Here is a 16,770-nt window from a genome sequence, read left to right on the forward strand (position 1 = left end):
CTTACATGCGCTCCAGGGTTTCCAGGCCGAGCAGTTCCAGACCTTGCTTGAGCGTACGGCCGGTCAGAGCGGCCAGACGCAGACGGCTTTGCTGCTGTTCGGCGGTTTCGGCGGCGAGGATCGGGCAGTTCTCGTAGAAGCTGGAGAACAGGCCTGCGATGTCGTACAGGTAGCTGCACAGCACATGTGGGGTGCCCTTCTCGGCGACATTGTTGAGTACTTCACCGAACTGCGCCAGGCGAGCGGCCAGATCCTGCTCATGGGTCGCCTGTAGGACGATGTTGCCCTCGACTTCCTCGAAGCCCTTGCCCAGCTTGCGGAATACGCTGGCCACTCGGGTGTAGGCATACAGCAGGTAGGGTGCGGTGTTGCCGTCGAAGTTCAGCATCAGCTCGAAGTTGAAGCTGTAGTCGCTGGTGCGGTGCTTGGACAGGTCGGCGTACTTCACCGCGCCGATCCCGACCACTTCACCAATGTGGCGCAGTTCGTCTTCGGACAGGCTCGGATTCTTGTCCTTGACCAGTGCATAGGCACGCTCCTTGGCCTCGGTCAGCAGGTCGATCAGTTTTACGGTGCCGCCGTCACGTGTCTTGAACGGGCGGCCGTCAGCGCCGTTCATGGTGCCGAAGCCCATGTGTTCCATCTGCATTGGGTGGCCGACGAAGCCTGCGCGGCGCGCGACTTCGAACACCTGGTTGAAGTGCAGGGCCTGGCGCTGGTCGACGAAGTACAGGGCACGGTCGGCCTTGAGGACGTTGCTGCGATAGCGGACGGCCGCCAGGTCGGTGGTGGCATAGAGGTAGCCGCCATCGGCCTTCTGCACGATCACCGGCAGCGGCTCGCCTTCGGCATTCTTGAATTCATCGAGGAACACGCACTGGGCGCCCTGATCCTCGACCAGCAGGCCCTTGGCCTTGAGGTCGGCGACCACGTTGGCCAGGTCGCCGTTGTAGGCGCTTTCGCCCATCACGTCGGCCATGGTCAGCTTGACGTTGAGCAGCTCGTAGGTCTTCTGGCAGTGGGACAGGGAGATGTCCTTGAAGCGGGTCCACAGGGCCATGCACTCAGGGTCGCCGGCTTGCAGCTTGACCACCAGGCCACGGGCGCGGGTGGCGAATTCCTCGGACTCGTCGAAGCGCTTTTTCGCCGCGCGGTAGAAGTTCTCCAGGTCCGACAGCTCGTCGCTGGTGATCGGGTTTTCTTCCAGGTAGGCCAGCAGCATGCCGAACTGGGTGCCCCAGTCGCCCACGTGGTTCTGGCGGATCACTTGGTCGCCGAGAAACTCCAGCACGCGTGCGACGCTGTCGCCGATGATGGTCGAGCGCAGGTGGCCGACGTGCATCTCTTTGGCCAGGTTCGGTGCCGACATGTCGATCACCACTTTCTCGCTAGGGCCGGCTTTGCGCACGCCCAGATGATCGTCTGCCAGGGCTGCGTCCAGGCGGTTGGCCAAGGCCTGGGTGTTCTGGAAGAAGTTCAAAAAGCCCGGGCCTGCAATCTCGACCTTGGTGATGTCGGCGCTGGCCGGCAGGGCGTCGATGAGCTTTTCAGCCAGGTCGCGCGGCTTCATGCCGGCCGGCTTGGCCAGCATCATGGCGATGTTGCTGGCGAAGTCGCCGTGGGTCTTGTCCCGGGCGTTTTCCACCTGGATCGCCGGCGTCAGTCCCTCAGGCAGCACGCCGTCGGTGACGAGTTGGGTGAGGGCTTGCTGGATGAGCTGGCGAATGGTGTCTTTCATGGCGTTCTCTTTTCGACCGCAAGCGCGGTGGGGCGCTTCGATGCGCAGGTGGAAAAACTGGGCATTATCCGTTCCCGGGGGCGTGTTGCCAACCTTTGAGCGGCAAGCTGGGTATGGAGCGGCAAGCTTCAAGCTTCAAGCTGCAAAAAAAGCGCAGCGTGCACGGCCTGCCCTTGCTTGTTGCTTGCAGCTCAATAAAGGTCGACCGGATCTACGTCCAGCGACCAGCGCACCTGGCGCCCGGATGGCATGTGTTCCAACACTAGCAACCAAGCGCTGATCAGTCGATGCAAGGGCGCCCGGGCATTGGCCTGGAGCAACAATTGCGCGCGGAAACGCCCCGCACGGCGCTCCATGGGCGCAGGTACCGGGCCGAGCAGCTCGATACCCTGCAGGTTCTGCTCGGCCAACAGCCGTTCAGCGGCGCTGCAGGCCTCGTCCAGAAAACCCTCGGCCTGGCCTGGCTTGTGCGCCTCGGCCCGGAGCAGGGCGAGGTGGGAGAAGGGCGGCAGGCCGGCCGCGCGGCGTTCGCTCAGGGCCTGCTCGGCAAAGGCGAAATACCCTTGCTCGGTCAGTTGCACCAGCAGCGGATGTTCGGCCAGGTGGGTCTGGATGATCACCTTGCCGGGCTCCTCTGCCCGACCAGCGCGGCCGGCGACCTGGACGATCAACTGCGCCATGCGTTCGCTGGCGCGGAAGTCCCCGGAGAACAGGCCGCCATCGGCGTCGAGGATGGCCACCAGGGTTACCCGGGGGAAGTGGTGACCCTTGGCCAGCATCTGGGTGCCGACCAGGATGCTCGGCTGTCCGCGCTGAATAGTGGTGAACAGGTTGTGCATCGCATCCTTGCGCGATGTGCTGTCGCGGTCGACCCGCAGGATGGGATAGTCCGGGAACAGCACCTTCAGACGCTCCTCGGCGCGCTCGGTACCCGCGCCCACCGGGCGCAGGTCGACATGGGCGCATTGCGGGCACTGGTGGGGCAGGCGTTCGTCGTGGCCGCAGTGGTGGCAGCGCAACACGCCGGAGCGCTGGTGCACCGTCATCCGGGCGTCGCAGCGGGGGCATTCGGACAGCCAGCCGCAATCGTGGCACAGCAGGGTCGGCGCGAAGCCGCGGCGATTGAGGAACACCAGCACTTGCTGGCCTGCTTCCAGGGTCTGGCGGATGGCCTGTTGCAGCGGGCCGCTGATGCCGCTGTCCAGCGGCAGGCTGCGTACGTCCAGGCGCAGGAAGCGCGGTGCGCGAGCGCCGCCGGCGCGTTGATTCATGCGCAGCAGGCCGTAGCGGCCGCTGTGGGCATTGTGCAGGCTTTCCAGCGAGGGGGTGGCCGAGCCCAGCAGGATCGGGATGTTCTCTTGGTGGGCGCGGACCACGGCCAGGTCCCGGGCGTGGTAGCGCAGGCCTTCCTGCTGTTTATAGGAGCCGTCGTGCTCCTCGTCGATGATGATCAGCCCGGGATTTTTCATCGGTGTGAACAGTGCCGAGCGGGTGCCGATGATGATATCGGCCTCGCCGTCGCGGGCGGCGAGCCAGGCATCCAGGCGTTCGCGATCACCGACCGCCGAATGCAGCAGGGCGATGCGAGCGTTGAAGCGTTGCTCGAAGCGCGCCAAGGTCTGCGGCCCAAGGTTGATTTCCGGAATCAGGATCAGTGCTTGTTTGCCAGCCTCGAGGGTTTCACGGATCAGTTGCAGGTAAACCTCGGTCTTGCCGCTGCCGGTCACTCCCGCCAGCAAGAAGGCATGGAAGGCGCCGAAGCCCGAGCGCACGGCATCGAATGCGGCCAGTTGCTCTTCATTCAGGGGCAGCTCCGGCTGTGCCAGCCAGTGTTCGTGACGGGGCTGGGGCAAATGGCGGCGGACCTCTACCTGAACCAGTTCCTTGGCCAGCAGCAAATCGAGGCTGTCCTTGCTCAGGCCCAGCTTGGACAGCACGCTGTGGGCGACGCCGTGCGGATGCTGGGCCAGGGCCTTGAGGGCGTCACGCTGGCGGGGAGCGCGTGCGATACGCGGGTCTTCGAGGCGGGCGCCGGGAGCGACATGCCAAAAACGCTCTTGGCGCATCTCGGCCGGCTCGCCCTGGCGCAACAAGGTGGGCAAGGCCCAGTTCAAGGTGTCGCCCAGGCTGTGCTGGTAGTACTGCGCGGTCCACAGGCACAGCTTGAACAGTGCCGACGGCAGCGGTGAGACCGGATCGAGCAGGGCACTGGCGGGCTTGAGCTTGTCGGCGGGCACTTCGCTCTTGTCGCAGACCTCCACCAGTACGCCGATCATCTCCCGGCGGCCAAACGGCACGCGGATGCGCATGCCAGGCGTCAAGGCCTGGCGGGCCATGCTTGCTGGTGCCCTATAGTCGAACAGGCGACGCAAAGGCGAGGGCAGGGCTAGGCGCAGAATGACGTCGGACACGCGGGAGGTCTCTGGATGGCAGGTTTACAAGTTCCGCGAGCCTAGCAGACGACAGTCGGTGATCGCGACAACTTGCGCTGGCGCCTTGCTCTGGTATTATTCGCCGCCTAATTACGTGCGGTATTCAACAATTGGTGTTGGGTGGCGGCACGCAGCTCGAGGAAGTGACCATGAAAGCAGATATTCATCCGAACTACGAAGTAGTTGCAGTCACCTGCAGCTGCGGCAACAAATTCGAAACCCGTTCGACCCTGGCCAAGCCGCTGGCGATCGACGTGTGCTCCCAGTGCCACCCGTTCTACACTGGTAAGCAGAAAGTCCTGGACACCGGTGGTCGCGTACAGAAGTTCGCCGATCGCTTCGGTATGTTCGGTACCAAGAAGTAATCATGCGCATGGCGAATCCCTCGGGTTTCGCGCTGCTGCAAAAAAAGGCGCCCCTTGTGGGCGCTTTTTTTGTGGGCGCGATCTGGCATTTTCCCGCGCTGGCTTTCTGCCCATTGCCCGACAAGCCGCAGCAGGTGGCGGTGCGACAGGTGGTCGATGGCGACACCTTGCGTCTGAGTGATGGACGCAGCGTTCGGATGATCGGCATCAATGCACCGGAAATCGGCCGTAAAGGTCGCACCAGCGAGCCCTATGCCGAGGCCGCCAGGCAGCGTTTGCAGGCGTTGGTCAAAGCCAGCGACGGACGGGTCGGACTGGTGCCGGGGGTAGAGGGAAAGGACAAGTACGGTCGCACCTTGGCGCACATCTATGGCCGGGATGGCAACAATCTTGAAGCCACACTGCTCAGCGAGGGCTTGGGCTATCGCGTCGCGGTGGCGCCCAACGTCAAGCTTTCCCGCTGCCAGCAACAGGCCGAGCAGGCGGCCAGGGCGGCGCGGATCGGGTTATGGCGGCAGTCGCCAGTGCTGCGAGAGGGTGATGTCCGGCAGTCGGGCTTTGCTGTCATAAGCGGCAAAGTAAAGGCTATCGAGCGCAATCGTGGTGGTGTTTGGCTGGAACTTGGCAATGCGGTGGTGCTTCGCATTCCCGCTCGTCTGCAGCGCAACTTCCCCTCGAGCTTCTTCGATAACCTCAAGGGACGCCAGGTCGAGGCGCGCGGCTGGGTGCTGGATCGTTCCCGCAAGGGTGGGCTGAAGCCTGGGCAGCGACGCTGGGAATTGCCGTTGACCGATCCGAGCATGCTCGAACGGATTTCAGGGTAAATAGTTGTAGACATTTCGCTATTAAATTGTACACACTTGATGGTGTATGCCCCCGTGGGTTATAGCGTAAAGTCGTAGGCTAAAGGCCTTGACACAAGTGACCGGGCAGTCTTGTGGCCCCCCGGCTCTTTGCGTATCCTCGGCGGTCCGTCAGAACAGTAAACAAGCGGAATGCCCACCATGTCAGACCTGAAAACCGCCGCTCTCGAATACCACGCTCAGCCTCGTCCGGGGAAACTGAGCGTCGAACTCACCAAGCCGACCGCAACCGCCCGTGACCTGGCCCTGGCCTACAGCCCGGGTGTCGCCGAGCCTGTGCGTGAGATCGGCCGTGATCCAGAGCTGGCCTACAAGTACACCGGCAAAGGCAACCTGGTTGCGGTGATTTCCGATGGTACCGCCATCCTCGGCCTGGGTGACCTGGGTCCGCTGGCGTCCAAGCCGGTCATGGAAGGCAAGGGTGTTCTGTTCAAGCGTTTCGCTGGCATCGACGTATTCGACATCGAAGTCGACTCCGAAAGCCCGCAAGCCTTCATCGACACCGTCAAGCGTATTTCCATCACCTTCGGTGGCATCAACCTGGAAGACATCAAGGCGCCTGAGTGCTTCGAGATCGAGCGCACGCTGATCGAGCAGTGCGACATTCCGGTCTTCCACGATGACCAGCACGGCACCGCGATCGTCACTGCGGCCGGCATGATCAACGCCTTGGAAATCGCCGGCAAGAAGCTCGACGAAGCCAAGATCGTTTGCCTGGGCGCTGGCGCTGCCGCCATCTCTTGCATGAAGCTGCTGGTCAGCATGGGTGCCAAGGTCGAGAACATCTTCATGATCGACCGCACCGGCGTGATCCACGCAGGCCGTGACGATCTGAACCAGTACAAGGCCCAATTCGCGCACGCCACCGACAAACGCACCTTGGCTGACGCACTGGAAGGTGCCGATGTCTTCGTGGGTCTGTCCGGTCCGAACCTGCTGAGCCCGGAAGGCCTGAAGAGCATGGCTGCGAACCCGATCGTGTTCGCATGCTCGAACCCGGATCCGGAGATCAAGCCAGAGCTGGCCCACCAGACCCGCAGCGACGTGATCATGGCTACCGGTCGTTCCGACTACCCGAACCAGGTCAACAACGTGCTGGGCTTCCCGTTCATCTTCCGTGGCGCTCTGGACGTACGTGCCAAGCGCATCAACGAAGAAATGAAAATCGCCGCCGCCATCGCCCTGAAGGACCTGGCCAAGCTGCCAGTGCCGCAGGAAGTCTGCGACGCCTACGGCGTGCAGGCGCTGGAATTCGGCCGTGAGTACATCATTCCGAAGCCGATGGACCCACGCCTGATCACCGTCGTCTCCGATGCCGTGGCCAAGGCTGCCATCGAGTCCGGCGTTGCAACCCTGCCGTATCCGAAGCACTACCCACTGCAGAACGTGAACGACGTGTTCAACGGTTAATGCAGAACGCAAAAAAGAACCGGCTCAAATGAGCCGGTTTTTTTTGCTTCGAGTTTGGAGCTGCGAGCGACACGTTGTTCGAGGTTGTCTGTAGGGGCGCCCGGGAGAGCCGGCGCGCCCTTCTTCTTGCTTGTCGCTTGTGCTGCTTAGAACAGATCCATCGGCGCCGCTTCATCGGCCGGCAGCGGGCTGCCTGGTGCCGCACCGTTGCCCAGCTCGTCTACCGAAGGCGGGGAATCCTCGGCCTTGAAGAGCTCGAAATAGGCATTCGGAGTGCTTGGCGTGGCGGCGCGGCCGCTGACCGGATCGACCCGCAGGCTGAGGATGCCTTCCGGTTCGGCTGGGGCGTGCTCGGGCTTGCCTTTGAGCGCCGCGCCCATGAAGTTCATCCAGATCGGCAGCGCGGCGGTGCCGCCATACTCGCGCCGGCCCAGGGTCTCTGGCTGGTCGAAGCCAACCCACACGGTCGTCACGTAGTCGGCGTTGTAGCCAGTGAACCAGGCGTCCTTGGACTCGTTGGTGGTGCCGGTCTTGCCCGCCAGATCGTTTCGACCAAGGGCCAGGGCGCGGCGGCCGGTGCCGCGCTTGATCACGTCCTGCAGCATGCTGGTGAGAATATAGGTAGTACGACCGTCGACGATGCGCTCGGCCACGACCGGTGCCTGTGGCGCGGGTGCCACCTGGCCCAGTGTCGAGGGTGCTTCGCCTGGCAGCGGCTGGATGCTGATCGGCTGTTCCGGCGCGGCGATGCCGGCCTGGTCCTGACCCTCTTGAGGAACCCTCGCCGGATTGGCGGTGAACAGGGTTTCGCCGTTGCGGCTCTCGATGCGTTCGATCAGATAGGGGCTGATCTTGTAGCCGCCGTTGGCGAAAGTGCTCCAGCCCGTGGCGATTTCCATCGGCGTGAGGGTTGCTGTCCCCAGCGCCAGAGACAGGTTCGGCGGCAGGTCCTGCTTGTTGAAGCCAAACTTGGCGATGTAGTCGATGGTCTTGCCCACGCCCATCGATTGCAGCAGTCGGATCGAGACCAGGTTGCGCGACTTGTACAGGGCTTCGCGCATGCGGATCGGGCCGAGGAAGGTGTTGGTGTCGTTCTTCGGGCGCCAGACCTTGTCCAGGTACTCGTCGACGAACACGATCGGTGCGTCGTTGACCAGGCTGGCGGCGGTGTAGCCGCTGTCCAGTGCGGCGCTGTAGACGAAGGGCTTGAAGCTCGAACCGGGCTGGCGCTTGGCCTGCATGGCGCGGTTGTAATTGCTCTGTTCGAACGAGAAACCGCCGACCAGTGCGCGGATGGCGCCGTTGTAAGGATCCAGAGTGACCAGTGCGCTCTGGGCACCAGGCACCTGGCTGAACTTGAGCTTGCCGTCTTCCAGGCGCTGCACACGGATCAGATCACCGACCTGGGCTACGTCGGCGGGCGATTGAGGGGAGCGACCCTGAGCATTGCTGTTGAGGAATGGCCGGGCCCATTTCATGGTGTCCCAGGCTACGTGCTCCTCTTCGCCACTGCGGGTCAGCACCTTCAGGCCGCTCTTGTCGACCTGAGTGACGATGGCAGGCTCAAGGCCCCCAAGGGTGCGCTGCTTGCTCAGCTCCTGCAGCCAGGCGGCGTGGGTCTTGCCTGGGAAACGCGATTCTGGGCCGCGATAGCCATGGCGCTCGTCATAGTCGGTCAACCCAGTGAGCACGGCCTTGTTGGCCATCTCCTGCATGTCGCTCGGCACCGTGGTGGTCACGCGGAAGCCTTCGGTGTAGGCATCGCTGCCATAGCGGCCGACCATTTCGGCGCGGGCCATTTCGGCGATGTAGGGCGCGTTTACCTCGGGTGTCGGGACGTGATAGCTGGCATTGAGCGGCTCGGCCAGGGCGGCCTCGTAGCTGGCCTGGTCGATCTTGCCGAGCTTGTACATGCGGCCCAGGATCCAGTCGCGGCGCTCCTTGGCGCGCACCGGGTTGGCCAGCGGGTTGAAGCGAGACGGCGCCTTGGGCAGGCCAGCGATCATGGCCATCTGGGCCAGGCTGATGTCGCGGATGGACTTGCCGTAGTACACCTGTGCAGCGGCTTCGATGCCGTAGGCGCGGTTGCCCAGGTAGATCTTGTTGACGTACAGCTCGAGGATTTCGTCCTTGGTCAGCTCGCGTTCGATCTGCAAGGCCAGGAGGATTTCATTGGTTTTGCGCGAGAAACTGCGCTCGCTGGTGAGGAAGAAGTTCTTCGCCACCTGCATGGTGATCGTGCTGCCGCCGGTCTGGATGTGGCCAGATTTCACCAGCTGGGTCGCGGCGCGCATCAGGCTGCTCGGATCGACCCCATAGTGATTGAGGAAATTGTCGTCCTCTGCTGACAGAAGCGCCTGGATGAACTGTGGGGGAATATCCGCGAAACGGATAGGCGAGCGGCGCATTTCGCCGAATTCCGCAATCAGCTTGCCGTCGCTGCTGTACACCCTCAAGGGGATCTGCAACTGGATGCTTCTGAGGGACTCGACCGAGGGGAGGCTGGGGCTAAGATACAGAAACGCACCGCTCACACCGAGTACGAGCGCGCAGATGACTGCGACGAAAGACCACCAGAAGAACTTCAGCAGACGTATCAAGGCTTTTGGGTGTCCAGGTTGGGAGTGGATTGCACGCGGTCCGGCGGACAGGAAAAAACGCTGGGCATTATAAGCATTTTTCGCTTTGCCGGGGCGACCGGCCGGCCTGGACGGTCGGCTCCTGTAGTGCGGCACTGCGACGATCTTTCAAGGAAGAACCATGCTTGGACGTTTCGGCAGGGATGCCGGTTCACTGCTGGGGGTGGAAATCGCCTCCGGTTCCGTTCGAATCCTTCAATTGCAACGGCGCCAGGGCGGCCATGCAGTCTGCGCCTGGGCCGTGGAGCCTTTCGAGGCGCCACCGGGGCACTGGACGGCACATCCTGATGTGGTGGCCAAGGCCTTGCAACGAGCCTGGCAGCGTAGTGGGTCTCGTCAGCGTCAGGCCGCAGTGGCGTTACCGGGCTCTGAGGTGATCTGCAAGGTACATCGGCTGCCGGCGCGATTGTCCGACAGCGAGATGGAGGCGCAGTTGCTGGCCGAGGCCGAGCGCCTGTTTCCGTTTCCATTGCAGGACCTCGCGCTGGATTTCCAGACGCTCGAGACGGTGCCGGGGCCGGTCGATGAGGTGAGCGTGCTGGTGGGGGCTTGCCGCCACTGTCTGTTGGAGCCGTTGGAGCAGGTGTTCCACAGCGCTGGCTTGCAGTTGGTGATGGTCGAAGTCGACAGCCTGGCCTTGGCCCGCACGCTCGCCCCTGGCCGACTTACCGCAGCGGCGGTCCTCAGGATCGAGGCTGTTCGTGCCACCGTGCATACCTGGTCGGAGCCTTTCATGCCTCAGCGTCTGGAGTTGCGCATGGTGCCCGAGCAGGACCAGGCACAACGCCTCGAACGTATCGGGCACTGGCTGCGCAGTGCGCTGCCCGGAACATCCGTCGAATGCCTTCACGTCGCACCGTGCGATGTGCCGGAAGACGGCTGGCTGGAAGGGCTCGCGCAGCAACTGGCGATGCCGTGTGAGTCGCTCTGGCCTTTCGCTGGCCTGGCGCTGGCGGGCCTGGCCATGGATTCCACGCTGTCGTGCAGGGAGGCTGGTGGCATGGCGCTAGCCTACGGACTGGCATTGGGAGGAGGGCAGTGATGCTGCGGTTGAACCTACTTCCCTGGCGCGAACGGCAGCGCCTTGCGGCAGTTCGGCGCTTCAAGCTGGCCGTGCTCGCCAGTGTCCTGGTTGCCTTCTGCGGCGTGATGCTGCTCGACCATATGGCCCGTCAGCGTTTGCAGAGCCAGGAATTGGCCATTGCGCAAAGCCAGGCTTTGCTGCAAGAGCAGCAAGCGGAGCTCGCGCGCATCGATGGGCTGCGTGAGCGGCGCGAGGCCGTGCAGGCGCAATCTTCAGCCCTGGCTCGCCTGCGTGCCGATCAAGGTCTGCCTTTGGTGGTGTTCGCCGAGCTTGAGCGGGCCATGCCAGAGGGATTGAGCTTGAGCGAACTGACCTTGCAGGAAAATCGCGTGCAAGTGCTTGGGTTGGCGGCGTCCCCCGCTGTCCTGGCGCAGCTCATGCGCGCGCTCGAGCAGTCTGCCGTCCTGCAGGGGCTGGAGCTAAAACGCCTTCGCAATGTGCCAGCGGGGGAAGAGTTCTTATTGTTGGCCCAGGTGCCGGTTTCGTGGTCATGACGTGGGCCGAGATGACCGACTGGCGGGAGTGGGGGATCCGTTCGCGGGGTTTCATTGCTGCGATTCTGGCGACGTTGATCGCCCTGGTGTTGCTTGCCGGGTGGTTCGGGCTTCTCCAAGGGCGGTATCGGACCTATCAGTTGGGCAAGGGCCAAGAGCAATCATTGAACTTGGCGCTGTCGGGCAATTCGCAGGCGCTGCACCTGCACGAGTCTGCCCGGCTGGCGCTGGACGATGCCACGCTGCAGTTGCGCGATGCGCGTTGGCGCCTGGCTGCGGGTGTGAACATGAGTGATCTGCTCGACGAGCTGACCAGTTCGGGACATGCCCATGGGTTGGTGTTCGAACAGCTCGATGTGGAGCAGGCGCGCGTGGAGACTGGCTACCAGATGGTGCCGCTGCGGGTAGAGGTCGTGGGGCGTTATGCCGCGCTGCGGATGTGGCTGGACGAATGGTTCGGCCAGGTTCGTCTCTTGCGGGCAACGAGCCTGCGGCTGGTCGACTTGCCCGAGCGTCCAGGCCTGCTGCGCCTGCAGGTGCAGGTCGCTTCGTATCACCCGGGCGAAGAACTGCCGGCACCGGCCTCGTTGGCCCATGAGCCGGCGAGGCCGGCGGCCCGCCCTCCGCGCGTGGACCTGTTCGTGCCTTGGTCGACTCAGGCCGCCGTGACGGGGCTGGCTGGCGTGCCCCTGGATCAGTTGGAGATGGTCGGCAGCCTGTCGCAGGCTGGGCATCACCAGGCTCTGCTGTGGTCGGCTGGACGGTTGTATCGGGTGTGTTCTGGGGACCGTGTGGGGCGTAATGAGGGTGTCGTGGTACGGATCGATCGACACCAGATCGAGGTGCGCGAGCGTGTGTTCGTCGCGGGAGTGTGGCACGAGCGGTCGGTCTACCTGGCCATGGGAAAGCGGGTCAACAACGAGGTCATGGATGACGCTGAACAAACTGAAGATCGGCATGGTGATGGCAATGCTGTCGAGCCCGGCGGCGACAGCATCGCTCTATCGAGGTGAGCCGCTGTCCCTCAATTTCCAGGACATCGAAGTGCGCGCGGCGCTGCAGGTGCTGGCCGATCATGCCGGCATCAACTTGGTTGCCAGCGACACGGTACAAGGCAGTCTTACCTTGCGCCTGGAAGACGTGCCCTGGGATCAGGCGCTGGACCTTGTATTGCGCAGCAAAGGACTGGCCCGGCGCGAGGAGGGTAACGTTCTGGTGGTCGCGCCCATCGCGGAGCTGGCAGAGCAGTTTCGTGAAGCCCGGTCTGGGCAGGCGCTGGATGCGCAATTGCAGCCCATGCGGCGTGAGCTGCTGCCGATCCATCACGCCAAGGCGGCGGACATGGCAGAGTTGCTGTTGGCCGCGCTCGCCGACGAGGGCATTCTCACCGGGCGCGGCAGCCTGAGTGTCGACCCACGGACCAACACCTTGGTGGCCTACCAGCCGGCCGACCGACTCGCCGAGTTGCGGCGACTGGTGGGGCAGCTGGATGTGCCGGTGCGACAAGTGCTGATCGAGGCGCGGATCGTCGAGGCCAACGTCGATTACGAAAAAAGCCTGGGTGTGCGCTGGGGCGCGCCCCTGCAAGGCGATACCGCTCGTCTGGGAAAAGAACTGTTCGTCGACCTGGGTGTGGAGCGGGGGACGTCCGGCATTGGGTTGGGGGTGCTACGAGGCGGGACGCTGCTGGACTTGGAGCTCAGTGCCATGGAAAAGAGCGGAAACGGCGAGATCATCTCCCAGCCGAAGGTGGTCACCGCTGACAAGGAGACCGCGCGGATCATCAAGGGTACCGAGGTGCCTTACCAGGAAACCAGCAAGAGCGGCGCGACCTCCATCTCGTTTCGCGAGGCATCGTTATCGCTTGAGGTGACGCCGCAGATCACGCCCGATGGCAAAGTCGTGATGGCTGTCAGGGTGACCAAGGACGAGCCTGACTACGTCAATGCACTGAACAACGTCCCGCCCATCCGCAAGAATGAGGTCAACGCCAAGGTGCGGGTGGCGGACGGCGAGACGATCGTCATCGGTGGCGTTTACTCGACCACGCAAAACAATGTGGTCGACAAGGTGCCATTTTTAGGCGATCTGCCGTATGTTGGCAGGCTGTTTCGACGCGATGTATTACAAGAGAAAAAATCCGAGCTGCTGGTCTTCCTGACTCCGCGTATCATGAGTGACCAGGCGATTGCTGTGAGTCGTTGATTCTGTGCGAAATTTGATACTTGTGGGACCCATGGGCGCTGGTAAAAGCACCATCGGACGCCTATTGGCCAAAGAGCTGCGCCTGTTGTTCAAGGATTCCGACAAGGAAATCGAGCTGCGAACCGGCGCCAACATCCCGTGGATCTTCGACAAAGAAGGCGAGCCGGGCTTTCGTGACCGTGAGCAGGCCATGATCGCCGAACTCAGTGGCCTCGATGGCGTGGTCCTGGCGACCGGCGGCGGCGCGGTGATGCGTGAAGCCAATCGCAGGGCGCTGCGTGAGGGCGGACGGGTGATCTACCTGCACGCCTCGGTCGAGCAGCAGGTCGGGCGCACAGCGCGTGATCGCAACCGGCCACTGTTGCGCACTGCCAACCCGGAGGCGACCCTGCGCGCCCTGCTGGAAACCCGCGACCCGCTTTACCGTGAAATCGCTGACCTGGTGGTGGAAACCGACGAACGGCCGCCGCGCATGGTGGTGCTCGACATCCTTGAGCGCTTGCAGAAGTTGCCGCCCCGGTAAGCCGGGACTATTCTCGGCGACCAACGCCGAGGCGGGTTGAACGTTACCGCGCGGGGTCGCCTGGACGATGCCGCGCCCTAGTACATTGTGGGGATACATGCAGACATTAAAGGTCGACCTGGGCGAACGCAGCTACCCGATCTACATTGGCGAAGGCCTGCTGGACCAGCCCGAACTGCTGGCGCCGCACATTGCCGGACGGCAGGTCGCCATTGTCTCGAACGAAACCGTTGCCCCCCTGTATCTCGAACGTCTGCGCCGCACCCTCGGTGCCTATGCGGTATTGCCCGTGGTGTTGCCCGATGGCGAGGCCCACAAGAACTGGGAAACCCTGCAACTGATCTTCGATGCCCTGCTCACCGCCCGGCATGATCGCCGGACCACCGTGGTGGCCCTGGGCGGTGGTGTCATCGGTGACATGGCCGGCTTCGCCGCTGCCTGTTACCAACGCGGCGTCGACTTCATTCAGATACCGACTACCTTGTTGTCCCAGGTCGATTCCTCGGTGGGCGGCAAGACCGGTATCAATCATCCCTTGGGCAAGAACATGGTCGGCGCGTTCTATCAGCCCAACGCCGTGCTGATCGACACCGCCAGCCTAAAGACCCTGCCGGCACGCGAACTGTCGGCGGGCCTGGCCGAGGTCATCAAGTACGGCCTGATCTGCGACGAGCCGTTCCTGACTTGGCTTGAAGCCCACATCCATGACCTGCGCGAGCTGGAGCCCGTCGCGCTCACCGAAGCCATCCGCCGCTCCTGCGCGGCCAAGGCTGCGGTGGTTGGGGCTGACGAACGCGAATCCGGCGTGCGGGCCACGCTGAACCTCGGTCATACCTTCGGCCATGCCATCGAGACCCACATGGGTTATGGCGTTTGGCTGCATGGCGAAGCCGTGGCGGCCGGCACCGTGATGGCGCTGGAAATGTCCATGCGCCTGGGCTGGATCGACCAGGCTGCGCGAGATCGCGGCATTCGTCTGCTGCAGGCGGCCGGCTTGCCGGTGGTGCCTCCCCAGGAGATGACCCCTGAGCACTTCATGGAACACATGGCGGTCGACAAGAAGGTCCTCGACGGTCGCTTGCGCCTGGTGCTGCTGCGCCAGATGGGCGAGGCCGTGGTGACCGACGACTATCCGAAAGAGATTCTTCAGGCCACGTTGGCAGCGGATTACCGCGCAATCGTGGCCCAGCTTTGAGGTTGTGACAGCGCAATGACCAGTTTGCATGCCGATGAGGCGTTTCTCGACCACTATCAGTTGAGCCACGATCCGTTCGCGCCCCGTGTGCCCGGTTTCAAGTTCTTCCCCGCCCAGCGCAAGCCGGTGCTGGGCCAACTGCATCATCTGGCGCGTTATAGCCAGCTAATGCTGGTGGTCACAGGCCCTGTGGGCAGCGGCAAGACCCTGCTGCGCCAGGCCCTGGTGGCCAGCACCAACAAGCAGTCGGTGCAGAGCGTGGTGGTCTCGGCCCGTGGCGCGGGCGACGCGGCCAGCGTTCTGGCCCAGGTGGCACAGGCACTCAATGTCGCCAATGCCGAAGTGCAGACCATCCTCGCCCAAGTCGTGCAACTGGCGCTGACCGGGCAGGAAGTCTATTTGCTGGTGGACGATGCGGAACAACTCGACGAGTCGGCACTCCAAGCGTTGCTGGAGCTGGCGGCGGGTGTTCCGGAGGGCCGTCCGCACGTGTTCCTGTTCGGTGAGCCGTCACTGATCGCCGCACTGGAAGGGCTCGATGCCGACGGAGAGCGATTCCATGTCATCGAGCTTGCGCCCTACAGCGAGGAGGAAACCCGCGAGTACCTGGAGCAGCGTCTGGATGGCGCAGGCCGGGGCATCGAGGTGTTCACCCGTGAACAGATCGTCGACATCCATGAAAACTCCGACGGCTGGCCTGGCAACATTAACCAGGTCGCCCGCGATACCTTGATCGAAGCCATGATCGCTAGCCGCAGTACGGTGAAGCGACCATCCATGGGGTTCAATATGCCTAAGAAACACGTGCTCGCGCTGTCCGCTGTCGTCGTGGTCGCGGTTGCCGCGGCGGTCCTGATGCCCAAGAAGGGCGGTGACAAGCCTGCCGAAGCGCCTGCCGCCCAGGCCCAGTTGCCGCTGGGTGAAGGCCAGCCGGCCAATGCCCAGTCCAATAATAGTGGTCCAGCCATCGAGTTCTCCGGCTCTTCCCAGCCAATGCCACTGCCGCTGGTTGGGCAGTCGCAGCCGGTGATGCGCGAGCCGCTGGCCCAGGCGGCCGGCATGGGTGATGGCGAGGAGGGCGGCCCGGCCGGCAACACCGCACTGCAGCCGGCCAACCCGCCGACTGTCACGACCATCGCGCCGCCGCAAGGTGCCACCGCAGGCCCAGCCCCGGTACCGGCTCAGCCTGTCACCAGCGCGCCGGCCCAGAGTGTCGCCACCGCACCAGCCCAACCTGTTGCACCTGCGCCCAAGCCAGTCGCAACCCAGCCGGCCAAGCCGGTTGCACCTGCCAAGCCTGCCCCGGCGCCGACCCAGGTCGCCACCGCCAAGCCGGCTGCCAAGCCAACCGCTGGTGGCGCGGGCAATAGCGGCTGGTACAGCGGTCAGAAACCGGGCAATTACGTGGTGCAGATCTTCGGCACCAGCTCCGAGGCCTCCGCCCAGTCTTTCGTCAAAGCCCAGGGTGGCGACTATCGCTACTTCAAGAAGACCCTGCAGGGCAAACCCCTCTACGTGGTGACCTACGGCAACTTCGCCAGCCGCGATGCAGCGGTTGCGGCAATCAAGAACTTGCCAGCCAAGGTCCAGGCTGGTAAACCTTGGCCACGAACCGTAGGCAGCGTCCAACAAGAGCTGGCCACGGCCCGCTGACACCTTCCGGGCGGCTCCACCCTGCTGCCCAGTTGCCTGAGTTTCGATAAGCCTGCTGCGCCTGAGCGCGGCAGGCTTTTCTGTCCCGGACTGCCGGCCACAAGCCCTTTCTTGCAGTCATGGCTGAAACGCTTCAGACTCGAGTCAAGCCGTTACCACGGCGCATGGC

The 16,770-nt window shown here is 63.4% G+C and carries 13 protein-coding genes; 10 read left to right on the plus strand and 3 right to left on the minus strand.

The features are described 5' to 3' along the window. Nucleotide 1 precedes the first annotated feature (1 nt). Both argS and J5X93_RS01740 read right to left on the minus strand, forming a co-directional pair. Nucleotides 2–1,738 (minus strand): arginine--tRNA ligase, encoded by a 1,737-nt coding sequence (gene argS, locus J5X93_RS01735; protein ID WP_043208601.1) that lies wholly within the window; start codon nt 1,736–1,738, stop codon nt 2–4. Nucleotides 1,739–1,929: 191 nt separating this feature from the next. After that, a complete protein-coding gene (locus J5X93_RS01740; RefSeq protein WP_102081431.1) occupies nt 1,930–4,149 on the minus strand; it encodes a primosomal protein N' in 2,220 nt (739 codons plus the stop codon). A gap of 170 nt (nt 4,150–4,319) precedes the next feature. On the opposite strand from J5X93_RS01740, the gene rpmE reads away from it, so the two are divergent. The 3 genes from rpmE (at nt 4,320) to J5X93_RS01755 (ending at nt 6,808) form a co-directional block, all read left to right on the plus strand. Beyond that, a complete protein-coding gene (gene rpmE / locus J5X93_RS01745) occupies nt 4,320–4,535 on the plus strand; it encodes a 50S ribosomal protein L31 (protein ID WP_023378219.1) in 216 nt (71 codons plus the stop codon). A 2-nt stretch (nt 4,536–4,537) separates the two neighbouring features. After that, complete coding sequence (locus J5X93_RS01750) at nt 4,538–5,359, plus strand: thermonuclease family protein (RefSeq protein ID WP_043208594.1); 822 nt, start codon at nt 4,538–4,540, stop codon at nt 5,357–5,359. A 180-nt stretch (nt 5,360–5,539) separates the two neighbouring features. Then, nucleotides 5,540–6,808 (plus strand): malic enzyme-like NAD(P)-binding protein, encoded by a 1,269-nt coding sequence (locus J5X93_RS01755; RefSeq protein WP_043208592.1) that lies wholly within the window; start codon nt 5,540–5,542, stop codon nt 6,806–6,808. A gap of 146 nt (nt 6,809–6,954) precedes the next feature. Here the strand turns inward: J5X93_RS01755 and J5X93_RS01760 are convergent, their stop codons facing one another. Then, nucleotides 6,955–9,405 carry a penicillin-binding protein 1A gene (locus tag J5X93_RS01760; protein ID WP_390483979.1) on the minus strand — a complete coding sequence of 817 codons (2,451 nt, stop codon included), beginning with the start codon at nt 9,403–9,405 and terminating at the stop codon, nt 6,955–6,957. 163 nt (nt 9,406–9,568) lie between these two features. Between J5X93_RS01760 and pilM the strand changes: the two genes are divergently transcribed. The 7 genes from pilM to J5X93_RS01795 all read left to right on the plus strand — a co-directional run bounded on the left by pilM (nt 9,569) and on the right by J5X93_RS01795 (nt 16,601). Then, the gene (pilM, locus tag J5X93_RS01765) at nt 9,569–10,489 is read left to right on the plus strand and encodes a type IV pilus biogenesis protein PilM (RefSeq protein WP_250034325.1); all 921 of its coding nucleotides are present in this window, start codon (nt 9,569–9,571) and stop codon (nt 10,487–10,489) included. Beyond that, entirely contained in the window at nt 10,489–11,025 is a 537-nt protein-coding gene (locus J5X93_RS01770; protein ID WP_090343357.1) for a PilN domain-containing protein, read from the plus strand. Before pilM ends, J5X93_RS01770 begins: the two co-directional genes overlap by 1 nt. Further along, the gene (locus J5X93_RS01775) at nt 11,022–12,038 is read left to right on the plus strand and encodes a pilus assembly protein PilP (RefSeq protein WP_238556597.1); all 1,017 of its coding nucleotides are present in this window, start codon (nt 11,022–11,024) and stop codon (nt 12,036–12,038) included. Before J5X93_RS01770 ends, J5X93_RS01775 begins: the two co-directional genes overlap by 4 nt. Then, nucleotides 11,995–13,230, plus strand: a complete 1,236-nt coding sequence (locus J5X93_RS01780) for a type IV pilus secretin PilQ (protein WP_324724953.1) — start codon at nt 11,995–11,997, stop codon at nt 13,228–13,230. Before J5X93_RS01775 ends, J5X93_RS01780 begins: the two co-directional genes overlap by 44 nt. A 4-nt stretch (nt 13,231–13,234) precedes the next feature. Next, nucleotides 13,235–13,753: a shikimate kinase AroK gene (gene aroK / locus J5X93_RS01785; protein ID WP_043208585.1), complete on the plus strand. Its 519-nt coding sequence runs from the start codon at nt 13,235–13,237 to the stop codon at nt 13,751–13,753. 97 nt (nt 13,754–13,850) lie between these two features. Then, complete coding sequence (gene aroB, locus J5X93_RS01790; RefSeq protein ID WP_090343351.1) at nt 13,851–14,948, plus strand: 3-dehydroquinate synthase; 1,098 nt, start codon at nt 13,851–13,853, stop codon at nt 14,946–14,948. 15 nt (nt 14,949–14,963) lie between these two features. Next, nucleotides 14,964–16,601, plus strand: coding sequence for an AAA family ATPase (locus J5X93_RS01795; RefSeq protein ID WP_250034326.1), 1,638 nt, complete (start codon nt 14,964–14,966; stop codon nt 16,599–16,601). Nucleotides 16,602–16,770 lie beyond the last annotated feature (169 nt).

The sequence above is a fragment of the Pseudomonas sp. BYT-1 genome, from assembly GCF_023611805.1.
GTDB lineage: Bacteria > Pseudomonadota > Gammaproteobacteria > Pseudomonadales > Pseudomonadaceae > Aquipseudomonas > Aquipseudomonas guariconensis.

What these genes read in the sequence shown, in the direction of transcription:
- argS (WP_043208601.1), bottom strand. Translation starts at nt 1,738, where the DNA reads ATGAAAGACACCATTCGCCAGCTCATCCAGCAAGCCCTCACCCAACTC.
- rpmE (WP_023378219.1), top strand. Translation starts at nt 4,320, where the DNA reads ATGAAAGCAGATATTCATCCGAACTACGAAGTAGTTGCAGTCACCTGC.
- J5X93_RS01750 (WP_043208594.1), top strand. Translation starts at nt 4,538, where the DNA reads ATGCGCATGGCGAATCCCTCGGGTTTCGCGCTGCTGCAAAAAAAGGCG.
- J5X93_RS01755 (WP_043208592.1), top strand. Translation starts at nt 5,540, where the DNA reads ATGTCAGACCTGAAAACCGCCGCTCTCGAATACCACGCTCAGCCTCGT.
- pilM (WP_250034325.1), top strand. Translation starts at nt 9,569, where the DNA reads ATGCTTGGACGTTTCGGCAGGGATGCCGGTTCACTGCTGGGGGTGGAA.
- J5X93_RS01770 (WP_090343357.1), top strand. Translation starts at nt 10,489, where the DNA reads ATGCTGCGGTTGAACCTACTTCCCTGGCGCGAACGGCAGCGCCTTGCG.
- J5X93_RS01775 (WP_238556597.1), top strand. Translation starts at nt 11,022, where the DNA reads ATGACGTGGGCCGAGATGACCGACTGGCGGGAGTGGGGGATCCGTTCG.
- J5X93_RS01780 (WP_324724953.1), top strand. Translation starts at nt 11,995, where the DNA reads ATGCTGTCGAGCCCGGCGGCGACAGCATCGCTCTATCGAGGTGAGCCG.
- aroB (WP_090343351.1), top strand. Translation starts at nt 13,851, where the DNA reads ATGCAGACATTAAAGGTCGACCTGGGCGAACGCAGCTACCCGATCTAC.
- J5X93_RS01795 (WP_250034326.1), top strand. Translation starts at nt 14,964, where the DNA reads ATGACCAGTTTGCATGCCGATGAGGCGTTTCTCGACCACTATCAGTTG.